The organism is Streptomyces sp. NEAU-W12 (genome assembly GCF_026242095.1).
Lineage (GTDB): Bacteria > Actinomycetota > Actinomycetes > Streptomycetales > Streptomycetaceae > Streptomyces.
Window position 1 is genome coordinate 104607 of the sequence record NZ_JAPJDM010000025.1, and the last position, 25096, is coordinate 129702.

The window sequence follows — 25096 nt, forward strand, 5'->3', positions numbered from 1 at the left end:
CGCCGGGTCAGCCGGTGAACCGGTAGGTCGCCGAGGCCTGCTCGAACAGCCGCGTCACCTCGTCCCGTTCACCCTCCGGACCGCGCACCTGCAGTACGTGGTACCGGCCGTCGATCAGCGCGGCGAGGTTGCGGATGTACAGCTCGCCGCTGTCCCCGGTCCAGGTGAACTGGCCCTCGGCCATGGTCCGTCCGCCCACCTCGATGGTCTTCAGACCGGTGGAGGTGGCCCAGCTGGAGTCGCGGTACGGCTGGAGCTCGCGCTCGTCGTCCCGCTGATAGGCCATCGGGTCGTTCCCGTACTGCGCGGCGCTGTCCCGGCCCGGGACGACGATCAGCTCGAAGCCGCCGCCGGAGTAGAGGACCTGACCGCTGCCGTTCTTCCCGGTGCGCTGCCAGCCCTCCGCCACGGCGACACGGAAGCCCTCCGGGTCCTTGCGCAGGGTGAAGCCTTCGGGGACGTCGGGATCGTCGGGGCTGGTGGTCTGCGTCTCGTCGGCCGCGCCGGACTCCCCGGTGCCGCCCTCCGGGTTCTTCGGGTCCCCCGGTTCCGCCGGGGAGTCGCCGGAGCCGGCCCCCGGCGTGCCGCCCGCCTCCTGCGAGGGAGACGCCTCGCCCGCCGCACCGGTGCGGTCGGCCGCCCCCGTGCCCCCGGTCTCCTCACCGGCCTTCGGCATGAACATCACGGCGTACGTGATCGCCGCGGCCATGGCGAGGAGCACCAGCAGAAGCAGCGTGCGGCCCAGTCGGCGCGGGGACTCCGACTCCCGCTTGGCCCGCTTGTGCCGTCCGTGGTGCGCGGGCAGTCCGGCGCGGCGCCTGCGCACCAGCTCTCCGCGACGGCGCACGATCGGCAGCCGACTGGTGTCGACCGGCGGCGCCGCTATGACGTGCACGCCGGCTTCCGGCTCCGGCGCCGACCGCACCAGCGAACGCAGCCAGCCCCGCAGTTCCTCGAAGTCGGGCCGCTCGGTGGGGTCCTGGCGCAGCAGCGACTCCACGACCGGCCTGAGCGGCCCGCACTCCTCGGCGAACGCGGGCGGCTCGGCACAGACCATCTGCACCAGCTCGGCCGTCGAATCCTCCGGGTAGGGCGCGTGCCCCTGAACGGCCCGGAACAGGAGCGCGCCCAGCGCCCACAGGTCCGTCGCGGGGCCGATGGGGGCGGCCAGCTGCCAGTTCTCGTGCACGGGACCGGCCTGCTCCGGCGCCCACCGCTCCGTCACGGGGCCGACGACGGCCATCCGCGCCTGTCGCGCCCGCTCGGCGGCCAGCGCGGTGGTGGGGCCCCGGCGCACGGGTGCGTGGGCAGCCGGCTCGTCCCAGCGTGCGGTGACCCGGGCAGCTCCGCCGAAGCCGCTGCCACTGCCACTGGGCAACTGCGGGCTGCCGGTGCCCGGTTCGGCGGCGGGGGAAACGCTGCGGGGGGCGGCGCCGTGCCGGCCGGCGGCCTCCACGCCGTACGGGTCGGCTATCTGCCCCGGCGGAACCGCGCCGGTCCCGCTCCCGCCCGGCAGGGCCGACGAACCGCCGGTGTGCGGTGCCACGGCGGCCTGGCCGCCGTCCCCGGTGACGGGAGCGGCACCGGGCAGGGCTGCTCGGCCCGACCGCTGCACCTCCTGCACCCGGGCGGCGGCACGGGCGCCCGCCCGGTACGCGGCGATCGCCCCCGCGCGGGCGGCCCTGACGTCCCCGGCGCTGTCGGCGGCCCGCGCGGCCGCCGCGGCCGATGCCCCGGTGCCCGGGTCCGTCGCCTCGCGCCCGGGCAGCCGACCGGCCCGCGCCTCGATGGCGGCCCGTCGCGAGGCGTCGGGAGACGAGTCGGACCCTAGGCCGGCGTCGGGTCCGAGCGCGGGACCGGAACCGTGCACGGGGCCGGGGTCGGGGTCGGCGGTGAATCCGGGCGGCCATGACGGAGCGCGCCCCGGTTCCTGTGCCGGAAGACCGGTGCCCGTGGGCGCCACGGGCCCCAACGCCCCGGCTGCCGGGCCCGGACCCGCACCCGGCACCACAGGGTTCGGAGCAGCCCTGCCCGCAGCGGCAGTATCCGGAAGAAACGTGTCGGGAACAGGCACCGGGTCGTACCCGCACAGCGCCTCTTCCGCCGCACCGACCGCGAGACCGGTCAGCATCACGCGGCCGTCGTCACAGACCAGCACCGTACGCGCGGTGATGTTCCGGTGCACCCAGCCGTGTCCGTGCAGCACCCGCACGGCCATCAGAACGTCGGCGGCGACCTCGGCCGCCCGGTACGGGGTCAGCGGCTGTTCGGCCAGCAGCGCCGCCAGCGGCCGGGCGGACACCAGCTCGCTGACGATCCAGAGGGAACCGCCCTCCGCGAACACGTCGAAGACCTGGTCCAGCCGAGGATGGTCGGGAATGGCCGCCGCGGCCTGCGCGGCCTCGACCGCTCGCCGCACCACGGGATCGGCGGGCCGCCGCGTGCCCGCGCGGTCCGCCGTACGCCCACCGGCCCGGCGGGTACTTCCGTCACGCGCCGTGAAACCGTCGGGCAGTCCTTCCGCGTCGAGCACCTCGGCCTCGACGACTTCCGGCAACGGGATCTGCCTGACGAGGACTTCCTGCCCGCTGTAGGTGTCGAAGGCGCGGGTCTCGGTCAGTTCGTACTCGTCGGACGGCGGCAACGGCAGGCGGTAGCGGCCGGCGAGAACCCGCCCCGCGTATTCGTCCACTGTGCCTCCCCCGGCTTTACGGTCGGTCGGGTCCGCTCGCCCGGCGGCCTGTTCCGGCTGCGTGCGGTCCGCGAACATTCACGATACGTGCCGGAGGCAACCCGGAGAGAGGGGATGTCACATCTCACTTCCCATTCGGCGACCGCTCGTGCTCAGGACGTGGGTTCGAAGGACTGCGTCAGCGCCTTCCAGGTCTCCTTGCGCTGCTCACCGCTCCAGCCGTCGGCCTTCGCCGTGTACATCAGCGCATACCCGACCCGGCCGTCCACGACGAACCCCCGGTCGATGGTCCGGTACTTCGTACCGCCGTCCACGTAGGTGAACTCCCAGTCGGCGGTGTTCCACCCCCGGTAGTCCACCGCCTCTATCCGGATCCTCTTGTACTGCGAACGCACCATGCCGCGTTCCTGGTTCTTCCAGTCGGCCACCGGGTCGTCCTTCGGCGTGGACGTCCAGGCGATGAGCAGCTTCTGTCCGTCGGGCCCGGTGAAGCGGTCCCCGGCGCTGTCCGTCGACCGGTACTTCCAGCCCTCGGGCAGACCGATCGTGTACCCCTGGGTCCCGTTGTGCGTCGCCACCACCGAGGCGTCCCCGTCGGTCGCGGCCGAGTCGTCCGGCCCGCTGTCGCCCGTCCCGGTGCCGGCTTCGGCGTCGCCGGACCCGGCTCCTGTACCCGTGTCCTGCGATTCGGCTGCCTCGTCTTCGGTTCGGGTGCCGCCGTCCGCGCCGCCCTCAAAACCGTCGTCCTTCTTGGTCTCGGCGCCGGGCGCCTGGCCGGAGGCAACCTGCTCCGAGCCGTCCTTCGCCGCCGCGCCGCCCTCGTCGTCGCCGCCGAGCGTCAGGGCCAGCACGGTACCGATCACGGCGAGCACCACGACCACCGCGATGAGGACCAGCGTCCGCCGCGGCACCACATCGGTGAGCGACGCCTTCGGCGCGGGCCGCGCCGGCAGGTCCGGCGGCGTCATCACCGGCCACCCGGAATTCCGGGCACCCGAAGCCGGGTTCGTCGCCGCCCCGGAAGCCGAGCCGGGTGCCGAGCCACGCACCGAACCGGTCCCGCGGTTCGCCGCCGGACCACCCGGCCGCACCCCGTTCCCCTTCCCCTTTCCGGCCCCGGTTCCAGCCCGGGGTGTGGTCGGCGCGGTGGCCGGAGCCGCCGGGTCGGCCGGGTTCCCCGAGGTGGTCCTGGCGCCCGTCGAACCGGCTTCACGGCTACCGGACTTGGCGCGCGTCGCAGCCGCCGAACCGGCCGCCCCCGCCGACGTCGCGGCCTTCCGCACGGAACGCATCGCGCCGCGCAGCCGTTCCCCGGCCTCCTCGCCGCCCCGCCTGCCCCCGCCCCGCCCGCCGGGCTGCTCGGGCAGTGGCACGACCTTCGTCGCGTCCGCCGGTTCCGCGTCGGCGCCCTTGGTCTCGGGCGCGTTGATCACCGCGTTCAGCATGGCCCGCGCAGTGGCGTCGTCGAGCCGCTGGGCCGGGTCCTTGGTGAGCAGCCCGTGGATGACGTCCCTGAGCGGTCCCGCGTTCCTGGGCTCCTCGAGCGGCTCGGTCATCACCGCCGTGAGCGTCGCGATCGCGGACCCCTTGTCGTACGGCGGCGTGCCCTCCACCGCCGCGTACAGCAGCCCGCCGAGCGACCACAGGTCGGCCGCCGGCCCCGGCTTGTGCCCGCGGGCCCGTTCCGGGGAGATGTACGAGGGGGCGCCGACCAGCATGCCGGTCGAGGTGATGGACGGGTCGCCCTCGACCTGGGCGATGCCGAAGTCGGTGAGCACGACCCGGCCGTCCTCGGCGATCAGCACGTTCGAGGGCTTCACGTCCCGGTGCAGGATGCCCTCACGGTGTGCGGAACGCAGCACGTCGAGCACCGCGAGCCCGACCTCGGCGGCACGCCGGGGTTCCAGCAGGCCGTCCTCCCGGATGGCCTCGGCGAGCGACTTGCCCTCGACGAGTTCCATCACGATCCAGGGCCGGTCGTCCTCCTGGACCACGTCGAAGACCGTCACGGCGCTGTTGTTACGGATGCGCGCGATCGCCTTGGCCTCGCGCAGCGTCCGTGTGATGAGCCGCCGCTTCTCCTCCTCGTCGATGCTCGACGGGAACCGAAGCTCCTTGACGGCGACGGTCCGCCCCAGGGTCTCGTCCTCGGCGCGCCACACCGTCCCCATGCCGCCGCGACCGAGCACATCTCCCAGCCGGTACCGCCCGGCGAGCAGACGTGCGCTCTCGTCCTGACGGGTTGTCCCCGCCCGCTCCGGCTCCGACATGCGTCCCCTCATGCAACCCGCCCCGACAGAGCCTTCATTGTCCCTCACCCGACAAGTGCTCCACGCCCAGGGTGCCCCAGGCCCCACCTCGCGCCCGGCGCACCCGGAACCCGGGGGAAGGCCGTACTCGGCGGCCCTGCATGATGCCCCTCAGACAAGAGAGGAACCGGATGCCGCCGCCTCGGACGCTCCTGGCCATCGCCGTGTCCGTGGCCACGCTCGCCCTGGCGCCGACGGTCTCCTCGGGCCTGGCCGCCCGTCCCGCTGACGTGCTCCTCCCGCTGCTGGTCACGCAGGGCGGGGCCCCGGAGGCGGCCCTGCTGGCCGTGCAGGAATCCGGCCCGCGCTGCGCCCAGGCCGGTGAGGGCATGGGCCGGACCGGCCACTTCCGCGCCGACGGCATCACGAAGACGTTCATCGCGACGCTCGTGCTGCAACTCGCGGACGAGCACCGCCTGTCGCTGTCCGACACCGTGAGAAACATCTGCCGGGAGTGGTGCGGGGAGCGGGCCACGACGGCCGTGCGCTGACCCTGTGTTCCCTGCTCAACCACACCAGCGGTCTGTACGACTTCGCCGAGGAGACCTGCGGCACGGTCCCCGTGACTCCCCGTCAGGCACTGCGTATCGCGCTCGCCCGCTCCCCGGCCGACCTCGGCCGCTGCTCCTGCTCCTGCTCCTGCTCCTGCTCCTGCTCCTGCTCCTGCTCCTGCTCCTGCTCCTGCTCCAACACCGACTACGTCCTGCTCGGCCTGGTCGTCGAACACGTCACCGGCCCCTCGTACGCTGCCGAGGCCGAGCGGCGCATCATCGCCCCGCCGCGTCTGACGGGCACCTCCTTCCCCGGCTCCCGCTCCTCCCTGCCCTCCTCGCACAACCGCGCCTCCACCACCGGCGGAACCGGTGTCACCGCACTCGACCCGCGGGGGACCGGCGCCGCGGGCGGGCTGGTGACCACGCTCGCCGGCCTGGGCCGCTTCCACGCGGGCCTGCCGGGCGGTGGACTGCTGCCCCGCGCCTGCTGCGCGAGATGCTCGACACCCGTGCCCCACACGGCTCGTACGGCATGGGCCTGTACCCCGTGGAACTTCCGTGCGGCACCACCGTGCGGGGACACAACGGACACATGACCGGCAGCTGCGTGCGCAGCGCAGCTGCCGTCGGCGGCCGGCACGTCCTCACCTTCCGGGTGAACACGGACGCGGTAGCGGACCCCGGCCTCGAACCCGCGGTACTCGCGGCCGAGTTCTGCCCTCGCACCCGGTGGAACGGCCGGGTTCCGAACGGAGATCCCCGTTCACGACACTCGTTCGAGTGAACGTGATCCCGGGACTGGGGCTGGGACTCGGGACCCCGGCTCCGGAACTCGCACTCCGGGGTCCGAGGCCGATCCCGTCCTGCCCCCGGCCGACGGCCTTTCCCCTACCACTACAACGGAACGATGTCCGGCGCCCCCAGCCGGGCCGCGTCCGCCGTCAGGTCGTCCGGCTGCCGCTGCGACTCCCGTTCGGCCTCCACCCGCTTCTCGTAGTGCTGCACCTCGCGCTCGATCCGGTCCTTGTCCCAGCCCAGCACGGGTGCCATCAGCTCGGCGGCCTCCCGGGCGCTGCGCGCGCCCCGGTCGAACGTCTCTATGGAGATGCGGGTCCGCCGGGTCAGGACGTCGTCCAGGTGTCCTGCCCCCTCGTGCGAGGCGGCGTAGGTGATCTCGGCGCGCAGGTAGTCGTCGGCCGCCTGCAGCGGTTCGCCCAGTGAGGGGTCCTCCGCGATGAGTTCCAGGACCTCTTCGGCCAGCGACCCGTACCGGTTCAGCAGGTGCTCGACCCGCACCACGTGCAGTCCCGTGCGTGCGGCGATCCGTGCCCGCGCGTTCCACAGCGCCCGGTATCCCTCGGCGCCGACCAGCGGGGTGTCCTCGGTGACGCAGGCGGCGACCCGCACGTCGAGCCCGTGCACGGCCTCGTCCACCGCGTCCTTGGCCATCACCCGGTAGGTCGTGTACTTGCCGCCCGCGACCACCACGAGTCCGGGCACGGGATGGGCCACGGTGTGCTCGCGCGACAGCTTGCTGGTCGCGTCGGACTCACCGGCGAGCAGTGGCCGCAGGCCTGCGTACACGCCCTGTACGTCGTCCCTGGTGAGCGGGACCGCGAGGACCGAGTTCACATGCTCGAGCAGGTAGTCGATGTCCGCGCTGGACGCGGCCGGATGCGCCTTGTCGAGGTCCCAGCCGGTGTCCGTGGTCCCGACGATCCAGTGCCGGCCCCAGGGGATGACGAACAGCACGGACTTCTCCGTGCGCAGGATGAGCCCGGTGGTGGAGTGGATGCGGTCCTTGGGGACGACCAGGTGGATGCCCTTGGAGGCCCGTACGTGGAACTGGCCCCGCTCACCCACCATCGCCTGGGTGTCGTCGGTCCACACACCGGTGGCATTGACCACCTGCTTGGCGCGGACTTCGTACTCCCCGCCGCCCTCGACGTCCTGCACCCGGGCGCCGACGACCCGTTCGCCCTCGCGCAGGAATCCGGTGACCCGTGCGCGGTTGGCGACCTTCGCGCCGTACGCCGCCGCGGTGCGCACCAGCGTCGCCACGAACCGGGCGTCGTCCATCTGGGCGTCGTAGTACTGGAGCGCCCCGACCAGGGCGTCCTTCTTCAGGCACGGTGCCACGCGCAGTGCGTGACGGCGGCTCAGGTGCCGGTGCACGGGCAGACCCCGTCCGTGTCCGGGGGCCATCGACATGGTGTCGTAGAGCGCGACGCCCGCCCCGGCGTACAGCCGCTCCCAGCCCTTGTGCCGCAGCGGGTAGAGGAACGGCACCGGCTTCACCAGGTGCGGGGCGAGCTTCTCCAGCAGCAGGCCGCGCTCCTTCAACGCCTCCCGCACGAGGGCGAAGTCGAGCATCTCCAGGTAGCGCAGGCCGCCGTGGATCAGTTTGCTGGACCTGCTGGACGTGCCCGACGCCCAGTCGCGCGCCTCGACCAGTCCTGTGGACAGGCCGCGTGTCACGGCGTCCAGCACGGTGCCGGCGCCGACCACGCCGCCGCCCACCACCAGTACGTCCAGTTCACGCTCCGCCATGGACGCGAGTGACTCGGCGCGCTCCGCCGGTCCCAGTGTCGCTGTCCTCACCGCTGCCTCCCGCTCGTCGGTCGCATCGGCCGCACCCGTCGGGCGAAGCCCGGTCCCCCTCCCTCATGCCCAGATTCTCGCCGCGTTGCCCGGTTCCAGCCACCACGCGCCCCGCCCTGTGGACGACCCCCGCCGCGACTCGACGGAAACCGGCGAAACCCGGCGAAACTCGGCCGATCAATACGGCATATCGGTCATATTTACTCCTAGTCTGACATTGCGCTCGCTCGTTCTGTCCACCGGGCTTGCGCGCCTGTCCCGCTTCGGTTACTGGGAAGGACGGCCCACGCCATGCCCGCAGATCTCGCCGTCATCGGACTCGGCCCGTACGGCCTGCCCCTGGCCCAGGCCGCCGTCGCCGCCGGCATCCCCACCATCGGCTACCGGACCGGCCCGGAGGCGGCCTCCCTCAGCCCCGCCGAGCTGCGCCGCATGACCGCCCGGGGGTTCCGCGTGATCACCGGTCCCGCCGAGCTCGGCCGGGTGCGTACCGCCGTCGTCTGCGCACCGGTCCCGCGCGGTGCGGAAGGCGGGCTGGATCTCGGCCCGGTGGAAGCGGCCGCCCGCACCCTGGCCGCGCGGCTGCGCCCGCACACCACGGTGATCCTCGAGTCCCCGGTACCTCCCGGAACAACCGAGGACTTCCTCCGCCCCCTGCTCGAATCCGGGTCCGGCCTCCGCGCGGGTCACGGCTTCCACCTCGCCTACTCCCCCAGCCGCGTCGACCCGGGCAACCGCGACTTCACCCCCGCCAACACCCCGAAGGTCATCGGCGGTCTCACCCCGGCCTGCACCGAATCGGCCGCCGCGTTCTACGGGAGGCTCACCGACAAGGTCGTCCGCGCGCGCGGACTGCGGGAGGCGGAGACCGTGCAGTTGCTGGAAACCAACTTCCGGCACGTGAACACCGCCCTCGTCAACGAGATGGCCGTGCTCTGCCACGACCTGGGTGTCGACCTGTGGGACGTCATCCGCTGCGCGGAGACCAAGCCCTTCGGCTTCCACTCCTTCCGCCCCGGCCCCGGCGTCGGCGGCCACGCCCTCGCCCAGGACCTCACCGCCCACACGGGCCGCACCCTGCGGATGGCGGAACTCGCCCAGCAGGTCAACGGCAGGATGCCCCACTACGTCGTCCAGCGCGCCGCCGCGCTCCTCAACGAGCACGGCAAGTCCGCCCGCGGAGCACGCGTGCTCCTCCTCGGCGTCACCTACAAGGCCGACCTCGCCGACCAGCAGGGCAGCCCCGCCCGGGAGATCGCGATGCGGCTGATGGAGCTGGGTGCCTCCGTCAGCTACCACGACCCGCACGTGCCGTCCTGGAGCGTGCTCGACCGCCCCCTCCCCCGCGCCGACTCCCTGTACGAGGCCGCCGCCGACGCCGACCTGACGATCCTGCTCCAGCAGCACCGCACGTACGACCTCCAGGGCCTGTCCGTGAAGGCGCAGCTGCTGCTGGACACCCGCGGGGCCACTCCGACGGGTGCGGCGCACCGGTTGTGAGAGGGGCGAGAGGGGGCGCCCGCGGCGTCCCGTGCTCCAGGAGCTGGTGGTGGACGGCACCCTGCGCGGGTATTTTGGGATTCAGGCGGGGCCCACCGCAGAGGGCACCGCGGCAGGCTCCGGATGGATCACGGAGTGTCCACCCCTATTTCCCGTGGGGGTGGCCGCTCACCAACCAAGAACCCGCAGAATCCACCTCCCCCTGCACTTCACCGTCCACAGACGGATCCGGTCCCAGCGGGCGGGCTTGCGGTGGCGCCCCATGGGCACGCCCCCTTCCACGAGGCCGCCCGTCAGCCCGGTAGGGCGGTCCGTTCGGAATCGGGGCGGGCCCCGAAGGGCGGGGTCCGGATCGTGTCCCTGGAAGGGGGCGTCCCAGAGAACCGGGCCACCGGACACGGACATCACCGTCCCGAATCGGCCCGTCTCCCGGCATTCGCACCGAAGGCGACCGCGCGCCCTCCTCGCGCCCCACACGCCCCCTCACCACGGCGCCACCCTCGTGGACATGCGACGGGGCCCGGCCACCTCTTACGGATGACCGGGCCCCGTCCTCACTCTCAAGACTCTCAAGGGCGTCGTGCGCGCCGCGCTCCGTGCGGGCGCGGCATCACGTCAACGCCGGTGCTGCGAGTCCGCCACCGTCACCTCGACGCGCTGGAACTCCTTCAGGTCGCTGTACCCGGTGGTGGACATGGCGCGGCGCAGGGCGCCGAAGAGGTTCATCGAGCCGTCGGGCGTGTGCGACGGACCGGTGAGGATCTCCTCTATCGTGCCGACGGTGCCGAGGTCGACCTTCTTGCCGCGCGGCAGCTCCTCGTTCACCGCCTCCATGCCCCAGTGGTTGCCCTTGCCGGGACCGTCGGTGGCGCGCGCGAGCGGGGAGCCCATCATCACCGCGTCGGCGCCGCAGGCGATGGCCTTGGGCAGGTCGCCCGACCAGCCGACGCCGCCGTCCGCGATCACGTGCACGTACCGGCCGCCGGACTCGTCCATGTAGTCGCGGCGGGCGGCCGCCACGTCGGCGACCGCGGTCGCCATGGGGACCTGGATGCCGAGCACGTTGCGGGTGGTGTGCGCGGCGCCGCCGCCGAAGCCCACCAGGACGCCGGCCGCGCCGGTGCGCATCAGGTGCAGGGCCGCGGTGTAGGTGGCGCAGCCGCCGACGATCACCGGGACGTCGAGTTCGTAGATGAACTGCTTCAGGTTGAGCGGCTCGTGCGAGCCGGAGACGTGCTCCGCCGAGACGGTCGTCCCGCGGATCACGAAGATGTCCACCCCGGCGTCGACGACGGCCTTGGAGAACTGCGCGGTGCGCTGCGGGGAGAGCGCGGCCGCGGTGACCACCCCCGAGTCGCGCACCTCCTTGATGCGCTGCCTGATCAGCTCTTCCTTGATGGGGGAGGCGTAGATCTCCTGGAAGCGGCGCGTGGCCGTCTCGGCGTCCAGCGCGGCGATCTCGTCGAGCAGCGGCTGCGGATCCTCGTAGCGCGTCCACAGTCCTTCGAGGTTCAGCACGCCGAGGCCGCCGAGCTCACCGATACGGATCGCCGTGGCCGGCGAGACCACCGAGTCCATGGGGGCGGCCAGGAACGGCAGCTCAAAACGGTAGGCGTCGATCTGCCAGGCGATCGAGACCTCCTTCGGGTCCCGCGTACGGCGGCTGGGGACGACGGCGATGTCGTCGAAGGCGTACGCCCGGCGGCCGCGCTTGCCGCGCCCGATCTCGATCTCAGTCACGTCTGTGGCCTTTCCCTGATGCGTTGCAGCGCCTTCCAGTATCCCCGACCGTCACGCCCCGCATCGACCCGCGTCACTCCGCATTCCCCCGGACGAACAACGCGAGGGCGGCCCGGATCTCTCCCGGACCGCCCTCGGACGACTGGAACGAGCCGTCGCCCGCCCGTGCGTCACGCGCCTGCGCGGGCCGTCGGCGGCTGCGGCTGCGGCTGCGGTGCTGTCAGCGCTTGCTGCTGTAGTTGGGTGCTTCGACGGTCATCTGGATGTCGTGCGGGTGGCTCTCCTTGAGCCCCGCGGAGGTGATCCGCACGAACCGGCCGTTCGCCTGCAGGTCGGGCACGGTCCGGCCGCCGACGTAGAACATCGACTGGCGCAGACCGCCGACCAGCTGGTGGACCACCGAGGAGAGCGGGCCGCGGTAGGGCACCTGGCCCTCGATGCCCTCGGGGACGAGCTGCTCGTCGGAGGCGACGCCCTCCTGGAAGTAGCGGTCCTTGGAGAACGACCTGCGGTCGCCGCGGGTCTGCATCGCGCCGAGCGATCCCATGCCGCGGTACGACTTGAACTGCTTGCCGTTGATGAACAGCAGCTCGCCCGGCGACTCCGCGCAGCCCGCGAGCAGCGAACCCAGCATCACCGTGTCGGCGCCCGCGACCAGGGCCTTGGCGATGTCGCCGGAGTACTGCAGGCCGCCGTCGCCGATGACCGGGACACCGGCCTCCTTGGCGGCGAGTGCGGCCTCGTAGATCGCGGTGACCTGCGGCACGCCCACGCCCGCGACGACACGGGTGGTGCAGATGGAGCCGGGGCCCACGCCGACCTTGATGCCGTCGCAGCCCGCGTCGACCAGGGCCTTCGCGCCGTCACGCGTGGCGATGTTGCCGCCGATGACGTCGACGCCGGTGGAGTTCGACTTGATCTTGGCGACCATGTCGCCGACGAGGCGGGAGTGGCCGTGCGCGGTGTCGACGACGATGAAGTCGGCGCCCGCCTCGATCAGCGCCTGGGCGCGCTCGAAGGCGTCGCCCGCGACGCCGACCGCGGCGCCGACCAGCAGCCGGCCCTCGCCGTCCTTGGCGGCGTTCGGGTACTGCTCGGCCTTCACGAAGTCCTTGACCGTGATCAGGCCCTTGAGGACGCCGTGGTCGTCGACCAGCGGAAGCTTCTCGATCTTGTGGCGGCGCAGCAGCTGTACGGCCTCCGCACCCGAGATGCCTACCTTGCCGGTGACCAGGGGCATCGGCGTCATGACGTCGCGCACCCGCTGTGAGCGGTCGGTCTCGAAGGTCATGTCGCGGTTGGTGACGATGCCGAGCAGCTTCTTGTTGCCGTCGGTCACCGGGACGCCGCTGATGCGGAACTTGCCGCACAGGGCGTCGGCCTCGGCGAGGGTGGCGTCCGGGTGAATGGTGATCGGGTCGGTGACCATGCCCGACTCGGAACGCTTCACCAGGTCGACCTGGTTGGCCTGGTCCTCGATGGACAGGTTGCGGTGCAGGACACCGACGCCGCCCTGGCGGGCCATCGCGATCGCCATGCGCGATTCGGTCACCTTGTCCATGGCGGCGGACAGCAGCGGGACGTTGACCCGCACGTTCCTGGAGACGTACGAGGCGGTGTCGATCTCGTCGGGCGCCATGTCCGACGCGCCCGGCAACAGCAGCACGTCGTCGTAGGTCAGCCCGAGTGTCGCGAATTTACCGGGCACTCCGTCGACGTTCGCAGTCATGACACCTTCCCCAAATGGCCTTGATCGGTGCGGATGTCCATGCTAACGGGCAGGAGACCCGTCTCATTCCATGGTTCCACGGGGCTCCGGTCCTTGTGCGTTTGTACGGAATCGGCCGCGAGCCCGTTCAGCGCCCCGGGGGCGGCCGGGCGGCGGTCGGTTTCGGCGGCGCCTACTGCTCCGCCAGCGCGCGCAGCCGGCTCAGGGCGCGGTGCTGGGCGACCCGGACGGCACCGGGTGACATTCCCAACATCTGGCCGGTCTCCTCCGCCGTGAGGCCCACGGCGATCCGCAGCAGAAGCAGCTCGCGCTGGTTCTCGGGCAGGTTGGCCATCAGTTTCTTGGCCCACTCGGCGTCGCTGCTGAGCAGAGCGCGCTCCTCCGGGCCGAGGGAGTCGTCGGGACGCTCGGGCATCTCGTCGGAGGGCACGGCCGTCAGCCCGGGGTGGCGCATGGCGGCCCGCTGCAGGTCGGCGACCTTGTGTGCGGCGATGGCGAAGACGAACGCCTCGAAGGGGCGGCCGGTGTCCCGGTAGCGGGGCAGTGCCAGGAGCACCGCTACGCACACCTCCTGGGCGAGGTCCTCGACGAAGTGCCGGGCGTCACCCGGGAGCCGGGACAGCCTGGTGCGGCAGTACCGCAGTGCCAGGGGGTGGACGTGGGCGAGCAGATCGTGCGTGGCCTGCTCGTCTCCGTCGACGGCGCGGTGGACGAGCGCACCGATCGCCCCGTGGGCCGTGCCCGCCTCGTCGTCGCGCATCGGTCCATGGTGCCTTGCGGGCGTCGGCTCCGCGGCGCCCCGCCCCTTGTTGTGCACCGAAGCGTTATGAGCAGGTGCGCCGGAACTCATCGCCTGCGCCCTCCCCTTCCGCTCGACCGACTTGTGCCCGAGGAACTCCACACCTCAAGGATGCGTCATCCGCGGCGAAACAAGCACAGGGCGCTCGGCAACCGGCTTCGACACCCTGGCGGACCAGGCGTTTCACGCCTCTGCCGACGGCATGCGCGCGGACGCCCGCAGGACCTGTCGTCCGGACCGGTCCGGGGCCGGCCGGCGCGCGCCCTGCCGGAGCAGCGTCCGCGCCCGGCAGGGTGACGGCAGCCCGCGCCAGGCGCATCGCCCGTGTCCGGCACACTCCCGCACTGAAGCGGCCCGCGCCTGCGCGGTCCGGGCGGGTGCGGTCCGGGCGGGTGCGGTCCGGGCGGCGGACACTTCCACATGCCCCACCCCCGGCCACCGCTCGACGTCGTACACCGAAGCCGGCCCGTCCCGGCGCGGTCCGCTCCAGGCCGGTCCGGAGGACAGGCCTAGCGCACCAGGCCCCACCGGAACCCGAGCGCCACCGCATGGGCCCGGTCCGACGCGCCGAGCTTCTTGAAGAGCCGCCGGGCGTGTGTCTTGACGGTGTCCTCGGAGAGGAACAGCTCGCGGCCGATCTCGGCGTTGGAGCGGCCGTGGCTCATGCCCTCGAGGACCTGGATCTCACGCGCGGTGAGCGTGGGCGCGGCGCCCATCTCCGCCGAGCGCAGCCGCCGCGGGGCGAGCCGCCAGGTCGGGTCGGCGAGGGCCTGCGTGACCGTCGCACGCAGCTCCGCGCGGGAGGCGTCCTTGTGCAGATAGCCGCGGGCGCCGGCGGCCACCGCGAGTGCCACACCGTCGAGGTCCTCGGCGACGGTGAGCATGATGATCCGTGCGCCGGGGTCGGCGGACAGCAGCCGCCGGACGGTCTCGACACCGCCCAGGCCGGGCATGCGCACGTCCATCAGAATCAGGTCCGAGCGGTCGGCCCCCCAGCGGCGGAGCACTTCCTCGCCGTTGGCGGCCGTCGTCACGCGCTCGACGCCGGGCACGGTCGCGACCGCGCGGCGAAGCGCCTCTCGGGCAAGCGGGGAGTCGTCGCAGACGAGGACGGAAGTCATGACCGCCCTCCGCAGCTGATGCGCGTCACCTTGAGCCTCCAGGCTGGTACGAAATCGTCACCTGTGCGGTCGACCGCTTCGGACACCTGCCCGAGCGCTTGTTCCTTCAACCGCCTCGCACTCTCAACGACGGTCACCCGAAAGAGTTACGGGGCCGCCTGCCGACTTCGGCACTCTACGTGAGGGGACGGACACGGTGCAGACACGCGCGGCGCACCCTCGAACTTTCCTCACAAGCCGTGCCCCGTTCGGACCCTTTTCTTCCCATTCGCCAGTGTCTGAGACTAGATTCGCAATGAGTCATATTTTCATCTCCTTTGATCTTAGTTGTACGGTCGTGGACACCGGATCCGCCCAGAACGGCTACAAGGGGTCACGCAATGGCAGATTTCTCCCGCCTTCCAGGACCGAACGCGGACCTGTGGGACTGGCAGCTCCTGGCCGCATGCCGCGGGGTGGACAGCTCGCTCTTCTTCCACCCCGAGGGTGAGCGGGGTGCGGCACGAAGCGCTCGTGAGCACTCGGCCAAGGAGGTCTGCATGAGGTGCCCGGTACGCGCCGAGTGCGCCGCCCACGCACTGGCCGTACGCGAGCCGTACGGCGTGTGGGGCGGCCTGACCGAGGACGAGCGCGAAGAGCTGATGGGCCGGGCGCGCCACCGACTGGTGTCGGCCCCGCCGACACCGACGCCGGCGGCACCCGGGTCACCAACGGTGTCGGCGCCGGTCTCCGCGTCGGCCTCGACGGCCGGCGAGCACGCCGCTTCGAACACCTGAAGGAACGTTTCTCCACATCGGGCACGCACGGGTGCCCTTCGTTTTTCGCAGCAGGTTCCCGGGCGGAACCGGACGGAACAGGGCGGGACCGCAGTGCGTCGGCCACCCGCGAGGGCCGGAGGGCCGGCTAGCGACCGCCCGCGCGCGCCAGCTGGTCGAGCGTCGCGCCGACCGCGGGCACCCGGGCCAGGTCGGGGAGGGTCAGGGCGACGATCTCCCGCCGCACCGCGGGCTCCAGGGTGACGGTACGTACTCCCCTGGGCCGTACGGAGTCGACGGCGAGCTGGGGCAGGACGGCAACCCCGAGCCCCGCACCCACCAGTCCCGCGACCGCCGGGTAGTCGTCGGTCGCGAAGTCGATGCGCGGAGCGAAGCCGGCCGACTCGCACACCTCGACCAGCTGCCCCCGGCAACGCGGACAGCCGGCGATCCACGGCTCCCCGGCGAGTTCCCCTATGGACAGGGACTCCGCGTGCGCCAGCGGGTGCCGCTCGGGCACAAGCCCCACGAGCCGGTCGGTGAGCAGCGGCCGGACGACGAGGTCGTCCCACTCCTCGGCGCCCGACGCCCCTTCGTAGCGGAAGGCGAGGGCCACGTCGCAGTCGCCCCCGCGCAGCATCTCGACGGACCGGGGCGGCTCGGCCTCCTCCAGGGAGACACGGGTGCCCGGGTGGGCGTCGCGGAGCGCGGCGAGGGCTGCCGGGACGAGCGTCGAGCTGCCGCTGGGAAAGGACACGAGCCGTACCCGCCCCGCCCTCAGCCCGGCGATGGCGGCGACCTCCTCCTCGGCGGCCGTCAGTCCGGCGAGGACCCCGGCGGCATGGCGCACCAGGGCCTCCCCGGCCTGCGTCATGCGCATCTCCCGTCCGGTGCGGACGAGCAGCGGTGTGCCGACGGACGCCTCCAGCGCCTTCATCTGCTGGCTGACGGCGGGCTGGGTGCAGCCCAGTTCCCTGGCCGCCGCGGAGAACGAACCGGTGACGGCCACGGCGCGCAGCACTCGGAGATGACGGGCTTCGATCACACTCCGAGGATAAGCCGTCCTTGGGCAGGTACCTGAATATCGACTCGACGCTTTGACTCGGCATCGCCTACGGTGCGCCCTCATGAAGCTTCTGTCTGTGAATCTGGGTCGCCCCGAGGCCGTGCCGTACACGGACCAGCCCGAGGGCGTGACCGGCATCGACAAGCGGCCGGTGGACGCGCCGGTGCGGGTGGCGGCGCCGGGGCCGAAGGGGGTCGGCGCGAGCGGCCTGGCCGGGGACTCGGTGTGCGAGACACGGCACCACGGGGGCAACGACCAAGCGGTGTACGCGATGGCCCGCGAGGACCTCGACGAGTGGGAGGGCGTGCTGGGGCGCACGCTGCCGAACGGCTCGTTCGGCGAGAACCTCACCACGGAGGGGATCGACCTGTCCGGCGCCCGGATCGGCGAACGGTGGGCCATCGGGTCCGAGGTGGTGCTGGAGGTCACCTCGGGTCGCATTCCCTGCCGCACCTTCCAGGGCCATCTGGGTGAGAAGGGCTGGGTGAAGCGGTTCACGCGGCGCGGCGCACCGGGCGCGTACCTGCGAGTGATCCGGCCCGGTGAGATCCGGGCGGGCGACCCGATACGGATCGTGCACCGGCCGGATCACGAGGTGACGGTCGCTCTGCAGTTCCGGGCGGCGACGACCGAGCGGGCCCTGTTGCCGCGGCTGCTGGCCGCGGGGGACGCGCTGCACCCGGAGGCGCTGGCGACGGCGCGGACGTACGTGGAGAAGTACGAGGAGGGGGGCGAGGGCAAGCGCGGGGAGAAGTACCCGGCGGGAAGCGGCCTCTGACGGTCAGCCGCCGCGCACCGGCCGCCCGGCACCGGCTGCCGGGCAGGAGGGCCGGGCGGATGGAGGGGCGGGCGCGGGGGTGACCGGTCCGGCCGGACTTCAGTGCACCGGCCGGGACGGCGGTGCCGACCGGACGCCCGGACTCCGGGTAACTAGTCTTGGGCCATGACAACCGCTCTGATTACGGGATCGACGGCCGGGATCGGTGCCGCGTTCGCGCGGCGGCTGGCGGCCGACGGACACGACCTGGTGCTGGTGGCCCGCGACCTCGGCAGGCTCCGGGAACAGGCGACCGAGCTTCACGACCGTCACGGTATCGAGGCGGAGGTGCTGTCGGCCGACCTGTCCGAGGACAAGGGCATCGAGGCGGTGGCCGAGCGGTCGGGCGATCGCAGGAGCCCGGTCGACCTGCTGGTCAACAACGCGGGTTTCGGCAACAGGGGCCGGTACCTCGAAGTCTCCGTGGCGGACGAGCTGAGGATGCTCAAGGTGCACTGCGAGGCAGTGCTCCGGCTGACGACGGCTGCGGTGGAGGCGATGCGGGAGCGCGGGCGCGGGGGTGTGGTGAACGTCGCCTCGACCGCGGCGTTCGTGCCGCGCGGGACCTACGGGGCGTCCAAGGCGTGGGTCGTGCAGTTCACCCAGGGCGCGGCGCAGGACCTGGCGGGCAACGGCGTCCGCCTGATGGCGCTGTGCCCCGGGTTCGTACGCACGGAGTTCCACGAGCGTGCGGGGATGGGGACGGACAACATCCCGAACTGGATGTGGCTGGACGCGGACAAGGTGGCCGAGGCCGCCCTCGCCGACCTGGCCCGCGGCAGGACGGTGTCGATCCCGGACCCGCGCTACAAGGCACTGATGGGGGCGGCGAAGCTGGTACCGCGGGGCATGCTGGGCGGGCTCACCTCGCGGTCGGGGCGGAAGTACGGACCGCGGTGACGGCGGGACCGTCCTCTGCCCCGGTCCGAGGGGGCGGCAGGGCCTTCGGGCCCTGCCCCGCGTGATCGCGGCGCGCGGCCGCCCCTACAGCAGCAGGAACAGCAGGCCGACGGCGAACGACAGGGTCAGCACCGCGTAGAGGTTGACCTTCCACTTCGGGACCTCGTACTCCTCCCCCCGCCGGGCCCTCTCGGCGTACCTCAGCACCTCCGGTCTGACGGCGACGATCAGGAGGGCCACGGAGAGAAGGGAGACGGAGAACATGACCAGGGCCTCTTCCTCCGCGTGCCCTCGCATCCCGCTGTACCCCAGGACGGAAAGAGCTCCGATCGCGGGGCCCACCAGGGAATACAGCGCGCCCTTCCTGCTCCTGAGGCAGTAGTAGAACGCTGCGGGGAAAAGCGCTGAGACGACGAGGGCGACGAACCACCACTGCGTCACCGACAAGTACCCTGCGTCCACTTCTTCCGTCCCTCTCTTTCCGTGACGCCGGGTGGGCGGCACGCTCGCACGGTGCCACCCACCCGGCCGGCTCTCTCTCACACCCTCACAGCTGACGGTGCTTCCCGGAGCTGCTTCCCGGAGTTGCTCGCGTTCAGCTCCAGTTGAGCCATCCGATGGCGGCCGTGCTGGTGTCCTCCAGGAACCCGGACAGCTTGGTGCCGACCTCGTCCGCGATCCCGGAGAGGCCCGGTACCTTCTTGGAGGCCCAGCTGACGGCGCGCCCCTTGCCGAAGAACATGGCGCTCAGGGCGAACGTGCCCAGGGACTTGTTGAAGTCGTCGCCCCACCAGCCCGCGGAGAACCCTGTCGCGATGACGTTGATGCCGCCGGCCACCAGGGACACGCCTCCCGCGACGAGGGAGACCCCGCCGAGGACCGCGGCGACGGGCTGGCCACCGGGGATGAGCGCGGCGACGATCGCCGCGCCGCCGGCGACCGCGGAGATCGTCCCGGCCACCGTGCTGACGCGGCCGGACCAGGTGGTCCAGTCGTCCGCGCTGATGCCGAGGAACTCGGCTTCCTTCTTCGCGTCGTTGCTGTCGCTGTCGGGGGTGTCGGCCGGGTTGGTGCCGTTCTCCCTGTTCTCCCTGGCCTTGCGTGCCGCTTCGGCCGCCGCGGCGGCGATCTCCTGCTGCCGCTTGCGCTGGGCGGTGCGGTGCGCCTCGCTGGCCGCCGCTGCCGCGGCCCGCGCGTCCTGGCCGGCCTGGGCCGCCGCGGCGCGTGCCTGTGCCGCGGACCGGGCCGCCGAGACGGCCGAGGCCTGGGCCTGGGTCGCCGAGGCGTAGGCCTGGTTCGCGGAGTAGTTGGCCGCGCGGGACGCGGAGCGTGCCACGGACGCCGCTTTCGTGGCCTGCTCCGCCGAGGCGGCGGCCTTGGCGGCGGAGGCGTCGGCCGCGGTGGCGTTGTCACGGGCCCGTGTGGCCGCGCGGGCTGCGTCGTCGGCGTAGTCCCGGGCCTTGGCCGCCCAGTCGGAGGCCTCTTCGGCCGCGTCCCGCGCCTCCGCCGCCGCCTTGGAAGCGCGGGCGGCGTCCTCCAGGGCCTTCTGTGCGACGTGGGCGGCGTGTGCGATGGCGGCCCGTATCGCGGCGACGTGGGCATCGGTGTCGTGGTCGAGGCGGGCGACGTTGTACTGGTCGTGTGCGAGGAACGACCGCCGCATCAGGGCGGACCCCTCCAGCACCACCTTCGCGGCCGACCGGAGGTAGGCCCCTCCCCCGTTGAGGAGCCTGAAGATCTCGACGCTGTCGTCCTCCTTGGTCGCCTCGGCGTACTCGGCGCTCAGGAAGCGGAACAACGCTTCGGCACTGCCGTCGGAAAGGGCTGCCTCCGCCTTGGCCTTGACCGCCGGACCGGGCTCCTGTCCGAGGATCCTGAAGATGGTGACGCGGTTCTCGGTGGCGGCCGCCTGCGTCATCCCGTGTTCGAGGAAGGCCCGCGGGGCGTTCGCGTCGTCGCTCTCCAAGGCCTGCTGAGCGGCTTGTGCGACATCCGGGGCGGCCACCTCGGCGACGGCCAGCACGGTCTCGCGGTCGTCCTGCTGCTGTGCCCCGATGCGGTCGGCGTCGATCCAGTTGAGCACCTCGTAGTCGCCGCCGGCGAGGGCGAACTCGGCTGCCTCACGCGTCCAGGTGCCGTGGCTGTCGAGGAGCTTGACCGCGGCCCTGCGGCCGAAGCCCACCGCCGCCGCCTCGTCCCCGGCGGCGAACGCGCTCTCCGCCTGCTCGACGAGCTCGTTGATCTCCTGGGTCAGCTGGTCGCTCTGGGAACGCTGTTCGGTGATCCGCTCCAGGGCCTCCTGCTCCTCGGCGGCCTTGAGCCGGGCCGCGATGATGCCGATCTCGGTGTCCTGCAGGATGCGGTCGGCCTCCGCCTCACGGGCCGCGGTCTCCACCTCCTGCGCCTCCTTGACCGCGTCGGCGGCGGTCGTGGCCGCCTCCACCGCGGCCTCGGCGTACGCCTTGGACCGCTTGGCGTACTCGACGGCCTCCCCGGCGTGTTCGGCGGCTTCCTCGGCCGCTGCGGCCGCCCTGTCGGCGTGGTCGGCCGCGGAGTTCGCGGCCCGGTGCGCCTCGGCCGCGGCCGCGGCGGCCCGGCCCGCCAGACGCTGGGAGACGCTCGCCGCGCTGGTGGCACGGGCCGCCTGTGCCCTGGCGTCCTCGGCGGCGGCACGGGCCCGGCGGGCCTGGTCCGTGGCGACGCCGGCGGCGTCGGCCGCCTCGGCGGACGCGGTGGCCGCGGCGGCGGCGTTGTTCGCGGCGGAGGCGGCCGCGGAACCGGCGGAGGCGGCCTGCTCGGAGGCGACGGAGGCCTGGCGTGCCGCGGCCGCGGCGGTGCGTGCCTTGGCGGCCGCGTCGCGGGCGCCTTCGGCGGCGGCGCGCGCCGCGGACGCCTTGGACGCGTCACCCGAGGCGGCGATGGCGGCGTTGTAGGCACGTGAAGCCGCACGGCCGGCCTGCGCCGCCGCGGCCGCGGCGGCCTGGGCCGCCCACGCCGCCCGCTGCGAGGCGGCCTGCGCGGCCCGGGAGGCGCTGATCGCGGTCTGCGCCGCACGGGCCGCGCCGCGCGCGGCGTCGGCCGCGTTGTCCGCGGCCTTCGCCGACTTGCGGACGTCGTTCTGCGCGGCCTTCGCCTCGGCGGCCGCCGTGAGGGCCGCCTCCTTCGCCTTGGCCGCGGCCTCCTTGGCCTGGTTGGACGCGGTGACGGCCTTGTCCGTCTTGGACTTGGCCCGCTTGCCCTCCCGTTCGACGATCGCCACGAGCTGGTCGATGGTGGCGGTTTCCTCGTCACGGGCGCGCGCGATGTGCTGTCCGGTGGTGAGGAACCAGTGGATGGCCTTCGGCGAGCCGTCCTCGAGGGCCCGTTCGGCGTACTTCTTCACCTCCGGGGACGCCTTGGCCAGGAGGGTGAAGACCTCGACCCGCTCGTCCTCGTCCCGCGCGGTGAACCGGGTCTCGTCGAGGAAGGTCTGCAGCGCTTCCCGGGTGTCCTTCTCCAGAGCCGCGGCAGCCTCCCGCTGCACCCCCGGGCCCCCGTTGTTCATGACCCGGAAGACCTCGACCCGCAGGTCGGTGAGGAGCGGCGCCCGGTAGCCGTCCTTGAGGTACGCGGCGACCGCCTCGTCACCCCCGGCCAGGGCCTGCTGCGCGCCTTCCTGTACGGACTGCCCGGCCCAGGCGAGGCTCCGGAAGATGGCGAAGCGGTTGTCGTCGGCCCGGGCCACGGGCAGTTCGCCGGTCAGGAACTCGCTGATCCGGGCGTCGCCGCCGGTCAGGGCCGCGACGGCGGCCTCGCGTACGGCACGGCCACCGGTCCGGTAGGCCCACACGACCTGTCCCCGGTCGGTGTCCGGCAGCCGGTCGGGCAGCTCGGGCACGCCGTCCGCCGCGTACGCGGGAGCGGAGGCGAGAGTCAGGGCACCGGGCAGCGCGGGCGCGGCGACCAGCGCGGACAGGGTGGTGAGGAGGCGGCGTCTGCTCCACAGAGTCGGTGGCACGGCCTTGGGTCCTTTCGCTTCGGACGACGAAGGGTTCGGTACGGAGGACGGTGGTGTGCTTCACCCCCCGGCTCCCGGCGCCCGGGGAGGCCCCGGGCGCCGGGAGCCGGAAGAACGGCGCGGGAGCGCCGGTACGGCTCCGGGCCGGCCGTGCGGCAGCCGGCCCGGCCGTGCGGCTACTGCACGGTGGTGCCGAACGCCTTGCCCGCGGCGGGCAGGCCGCCCTGTCCGGGCTGGTGGGTGACGGCGTCCTGGACCGGGCCGCCGGTGACGTTGGTCCAGGGGATGGTGTGGACGGCGCCGTAGGCGCTGGGGCCGTTGGGCATGCCGAGGTAGATACGGGTGCCGGTGGCGGTGAGCGCGGTGCCGAGGCGTTCACCCGCTCCGGGGGCCCCGGGCAGGCCGACGAGGCCGGGCTCGATCCAGCGGTCGTGGTCGCCGGGCAGCCCCAGCAGGGAGAACTTCTGGACCGCGCCGGAGCCGGTGGCACCGTCCACCGTCTCGCCGGGTATGCCGACGGCCAGCAGCATGCTGGTGACGGACCCGGCCGCCCTGGGGTCGGTGTTGGCGACGGCGACCTTCTCGCCGAACCGGTCGCCCTTCTCGGCGACACCGGTGACGTCGGCCTTCTCCTGCTGGATGTCCTGCAGCTCGCTCCAGCCACCGGCGTGGGTGAGCTGGAAGGTGACCACACGTCCGGCGTCGTCCCGGCCGGCCGTGCCGACGGTCAGCGCCTCACCGGGGGAGCCGACGGCGAGGACCGACCGCGTCGCGGTGCTCTCGCCCTCGGGCCGGTACTCGGTCAGCGCGACGGAGGAGCCGAACTCGTCACCGGCCTCGGCCACGCCGGAGACGCCGTCGGTGTCCTGGTGGAGGGAGTGGGCCTGGGTGACGGCGCCGGCCGCGTTGAAGGCGTGGTTCATGACGTGCACGCCCCCGGATCCGGCGAGGGTGCCGATCGCTTCGCCGGGGACCCCGATGGCGACGTAGCGGGAGTCGGCGGCGACGGAGTGGCCGAACCGGTCGCCCGACTCCGCCGTGCCGGCGAGCTCGTCCTTGTCCTGGTTGACCGCGACGCTCCTGTCGCCCTGTACGTAGAAGGCGGCACCGCAGTCGACCGCGCTGCCGATGTCCTCGCCGGGGACACCGATGACCAGGTAGGAGGCGCCGGAGGCGGTGCGGCCCGCGGCGAGGGAGAAGCCCATCAGGTCGCCGGCCTCGGAGGCCGTGCCGCCGATGCCCCCGCTGCCCTGCCCCTGTTCGAGGTTGAGGGACGCCGGTCCCTTGCCGAGTCCGTCGCGGGAGCCGTGGATGACCGAGACCATGCCCGTGTCGGCCTGGCCGGCCAGGTCCTCGTACGGGATGCCGACGATCAGGTCCGTGTAGCCGTCCTGGTTGTGGTCGGCGACGGCCAGGGCCTCGCCGAACCGGTCCCCCGGCTCGGCGCCGCCGGGCACGAAGGAGACGTCCTGGCTGATCTCGTCGGTGCCTCGGTCACCGCCGTACACGACGCGTACCAGACCGGCGTCGGCGTCCCCGCCGACGGTGGCCCGCGGGTCGCCGACGGCCAGGTCCTCGACGCCGTCGCCGTTGAAGTCGGCGAAGGGGGTCCGCCCGGCCTTCGAGGTGACCCAGGAGGCGAGGTCGTCCACCCGGGCGCTGACCGCGTCGGTGCTGGTCTGCGTCTCGTCGACGCCGAAGCAACCGCCCTGGAAGGAGCGGCTGTTGATGCCGACGAGTTCCGTGCCGGCGGAGGTGGTGCGCAGCAGCGGACCGCCGGTGTCGCCGGCGCACACCGCCGCGCCGTCCTGTCCGGTGACCGGCAGGTCCACCCCGTCGGGGCCGGCCGCGGCGGTGAAGGTGCCGGAGTGCAGCTTGAGCGGCGCCCACTCGTCCGTCGTGCGTCCGTAGCCGGTCGCCGTCAGGTCCTCGCCCGCCGACGGGGCGACGGCGGACAGCGGCACCGGGGGGACGTTCAGCACCGGGTCGGAGAGCCGGGCCAGCACGACGTCGCGGTCCGTGCGGGGCACGAGTTCCACCACCTGGCGGACCTGTCCGGCGGTCGTGGTCAGGTCGGTGCGGCCGATGGTGGCCGTGGTTCTCAGCTCGGGCACGCCCGCGGGCACGGAGAGCTCGGCGCTCGGGTCCTCGGCGAAGCAACTGACCGCGGTCAGCAGCCACTCGGGGTCGACGAGCGCGGCGGAGCAGGCCCGCTGTCCCTGTCCGATGTCCAGGCGCGCGGTGAAGCCACGGGTGTTGTCGCTCTCTGCGGTACCCGTCACCGCGTGCGCGGAGACGGGGGCCAGCAGTGTCGCGGACAGCGCGGCGGCCGCGACGGCGGCGGTCCGGCCGACCGCCCGTTGTCGGAGATCAGGCATGAAAGGTCCTCACACAGACGAATGGCGACCCGGGTCCGGGCGTCCCGAAGTGGGGGCACGGACCGGGAAGCGGTGCGGGCGGCGGCTACTTGGACGTGACGATCTCGACGAGGACGTGCCGGCGGCCCTCCGGGTCGGCGGCCTCACCCACGGGGGCGAAGGAGTGGGGGTCCACCTCGTACTGGTGTTCCTCGTCCT

At 72.9% G+C, this 25096-nt stretch carries 15 protein-coding genes and 1 pseudogene; 5 read left to right on the top strand and 11 right to left on the bottom strand.

Annotated features, from left to right (window positions below):
- Nucleotides 1-7 precede the first annotated feature (7 nt).
- Both ORI94_RS27780 and ORI94_RS27785 read right to left on the bottom strand, forming a co-directional pair.
- Nucleotides 8-2692, bottom strand: coding sequence for a protein kinase (locus tag ORI94_RS27780; protein WP_266080575.1), 2685 nt, complete (start codon nt 2690-2692; stop codon nt 8-10).
- Between the two features lie 152 nt (nt 2693-2844).
- Entirely contained in the window at nt 2845-4962 is a 2118-nt protein-coding gene (locus ORI94_RS27785; RefSeq protein WP_266080577.1) for a serine/threonine-protein kinase, read from the bottom strand.
- Between the two features lie 170 nt (nt 4963-5132).
- Here ORI94_RS27785 and ORI94_RS27790 point away from each other — a divergent pair.
- A pseudogene (locus ORI94_RS27790) lies at nt 5133-6279 on the top strand (serine hydrolase domain-containing protein).
- Between the two features lie 110 nt (nt 6280-6389).
- On the opposite strand, the gene ORI94_RS27795 reads toward ORI94_RS27790, so the two are convergent.
- Nucleotides 6390-8096: a glycerol-3-phosphate dehydrogenase/oxidase gene (locus tag ORI94_RS27795; RefSeq protein ID WP_266080578.1), complete on the bottom strand. Its 1707-nt coding sequence runs from the start codon at nt 8094-8096 to the stop codon at nt 6390-6392.
- 291 nt (nt 8097-8387) lie between these two features.
- Here ORI94_RS27795 and ORI94_RS27800 point away from each other — a divergent pair, with 291 nt between their 5' ends.
- The gene (locus tag ORI94_RS27800; RefSeq protein ID WP_266080579.1) at nt 8388-9596 is read left to right on the top strand and encodes a nucleotide sugar dehydrogenase; all 1209 of its coding nucleotides are present in this window, start codon (nt 8388-8390) and stop codon (nt 9594-9596) included.
- 615 nt (nt 9597-10211) lie between these two features.
- Here ORI94_RS27800 and ORI94_RS27805 read toward each other — a convergent pair.
- The 4 genes from ORI94_RS27805 to ORI94_RS27820 form a co-directional block, all read right to left on the bottom strand.
- Nucleotides 10212-11336 carry a GuaB3 family IMP dehydrogenase-related protein gene (locus ORI94_RS27805; RefSeq protein ID WP_266080580.1) on the bottom strand — a complete coding sequence of 375 codons (1125 nt, stop codon included), beginning with the start codon at nt 11334-11336 and terminating at the stop codon, nt 10212-10214.
- Between the two features lie 220 nt (nt 11337-11556).
- Nucleotides 11557-13065 (bottom strand): IMP dehydrogenase, encoded by a 1509-nt coding sequence (guaB, locus tag ORI94_RS27810; protein ID WP_266080581.1) that lies wholly within the window; start codon nt 13063-13065, stop codon nt 11557-11559.
- A 172-nt stretch (nt 13066-13237) separates the two neighbouring features.
- Nucleotides 13238-13825: a sigma-70 family RNA polymerase sigma factor gene (locus tag ORI94_RS27815; RefSeq protein ID WP_266080582.1), complete on the bottom strand. Its 588-nt coding sequence runs from the start codon at nt 13823-13825 to the stop codon at nt 13238-13240.
- A gap of 548 nt (nt 13826-14373) precedes the next feature.
- On the bottom strand, nt 14374-14985 hold the full coding sequence (locus tag ORI94_RS27820; RefSeq protein ID WP_003948568.1) for a response regulator transcription factor: 612 nt from the start codon (nt 14983-14985) through the stop codon (nt 14374-14376).
- Nucleotides 14986-15365: 380 nt separating this feature from the next.
- Here ORI94_RS27820 and ORI94_RS27825 point away from each other — a divergent pair, with 380 nt between their 5' ends.
- Nucleotides 15366-15761 carry a WhiB family transcriptional regulator gene (locus ORI94_RS27825; RefSeq protein ID WP_266080694.1) on the top strand — a complete coding sequence of 132 codons (396 nt, stop codon included), beginning with the start codon at nt 15366-15368 and terminating at the stop codon, nt 15759-15761.
- 127 nt (nt 15762-15888) lie between these two features.
- Here ORI94_RS27825 and ORI94_RS27830 read toward each other — a convergent pair whose 3' ends face one another.
- The gene (locus ORI94_RS27830; RefSeq protein ID WP_266080696.1) at nt 15889-16785 is read right to left on the bottom strand and encodes a LysR family transcriptional regulator; all 897 of its coding nucleotides are present in this window, start codon (nt 16783-16785) and stop codon (nt 15889-15891) included.
- 82 nt (nt 16786-16867) lie between these two features.
- Here ORI94_RS27830 and ORI94_RS27835 point away from each other — a divergent pair, with 82 nt between their 5' ends.
- Together ORI94_RS27835 and ORI94_RS27840 are read left to right on the top strand one after the other, a co-directional pair.
- Entirely contained in the window at nt 16868-17584 is a 717-nt protein-coding gene (locus ORI94_RS27835) for an MOSC domain-containing protein (RefSeq protein ID WP_266080698.1), read from the top strand.
- Between the two features lie 165 nt (nt 17585-17749).
- Entirely contained in the window at nt 17750-18523 is a 774-nt protein-coding gene (locus ORI94_RS27840; RefSeq protein WP_266080700.1) for an SDR family NAD(P)-dependent oxidoreductase, read from the top strand.
- 84 nt (nt 18524-18607) lie between these two features.
- Here the strand turns inward: ORI94_RS27840 and ORI94_RS27845 are convergent, their stop codons facing one another.
- The 3 genes from ORI94_RS27845 to ORI94_RS27855 all read right to left on the bottom strand — a co-directional run bounded on the left by ORI94_RS27845 (nt 18608) and on the right by ORI94_RS27855 (nt 24898).
- On the bottom strand, nt 18608-18985 hold the full coding sequence (locus ORI94_RS27845) for a hypothetical protein (RefSeq protein WP_266080702.1): 378 nt from the start codon (nt 18983-18985) through the stop codon (nt 18608-18610).
- Nucleotides 18986-19118: 133 nt separating this feature from the next.
- On the bottom strand, nt 19119-22520 hold the full coding sequence (locus ORI94_RS27850; RefSeq protein WP_266080704.1) for an ALF repeat-containing protein: 3402 nt from the start codon (nt 22518-22520) through the stop codon (nt 19119-19121).
- 176 nt (nt 22521-22696) lie between these two features.
- The gene (locus ORI94_RS27855) at nt 22697-24898 is read right to left on the bottom strand and encodes a trypsin-like serine protease (protein ID WP_266080706.1); all 2202 of its coding nucleotides are present in this window, start codon (nt 24896-24898) and stop codon (nt 22697-22699) included.
- Nucleotides 24899-25096 lie beyond the last annotated feature (198 nt).

Bases quoted from the DNA above. Each gene is read 5' to 3' on its own strand.
- guaB (WP_266080581.1), bottom strand. From the start codon at position 13,065: ATGACTGCGAACGTCGACGGAGTGCCCGGTAAATTCGCGACACTCGGG.
- ORI94_RS27785 (WP_266080577.1), bottom strand. From the start codon at position 4,962: ATGTCGGAGCCGGAGCGGGCGGGGACAACCCGTCAGGACGAGAGCGCA.
- ORI94_RS27840 (WP_266080700.1), top strand. From the start codon at position 17,750: ATGACAACCGCTCTGATTACGGGATCGACGGCCGGGATCGGTGCCGCG.
- ORI94_RS27825 (WP_266080694.1), top strand. From the start codon at position 15,366: ATGGCAGATTTCTCCCGCCTTCCAGGACCGAACGCGGACCTGTGGGAC.
- ORI94_RS27815 (WP_266080582.1), bottom strand. From the start codon at position 13,825: ATGCGCGACGACGAGGCGGGCACGGCCCACGGGGCGATCGGTGCGCTC.
- ORI94_RS27820 (WP_003948568.1), bottom strand. From the start codon at position 14,985: ATGACTTCCGTCCTCGTCTGCGACGACTCCCCGCTTGCCCGAGAGGCG.
- ORI94_RS27835 (WP_266080698.1), top strand. From the start codon at position 16,868: ATGAAGCTTCTGTCTGTGAATCTGGGTCGCCCCGAGGCCGTGCCGTAC.
- ORI94_RS27855 (WP_266080706.1), bottom strand. From the start codon at position 24,898: ATGCCTGATCTCCGACAACGGGCGGTCGGCCGGACCGCCGCCGTCGCG.
- ORI94_RS27800 (WP_266080579.1), top strand. From the start codon at position 8,388: ATGCCCGCAGATCTCGCCGTCATCGGACTCGGCCCGTACGGCCTGCCC.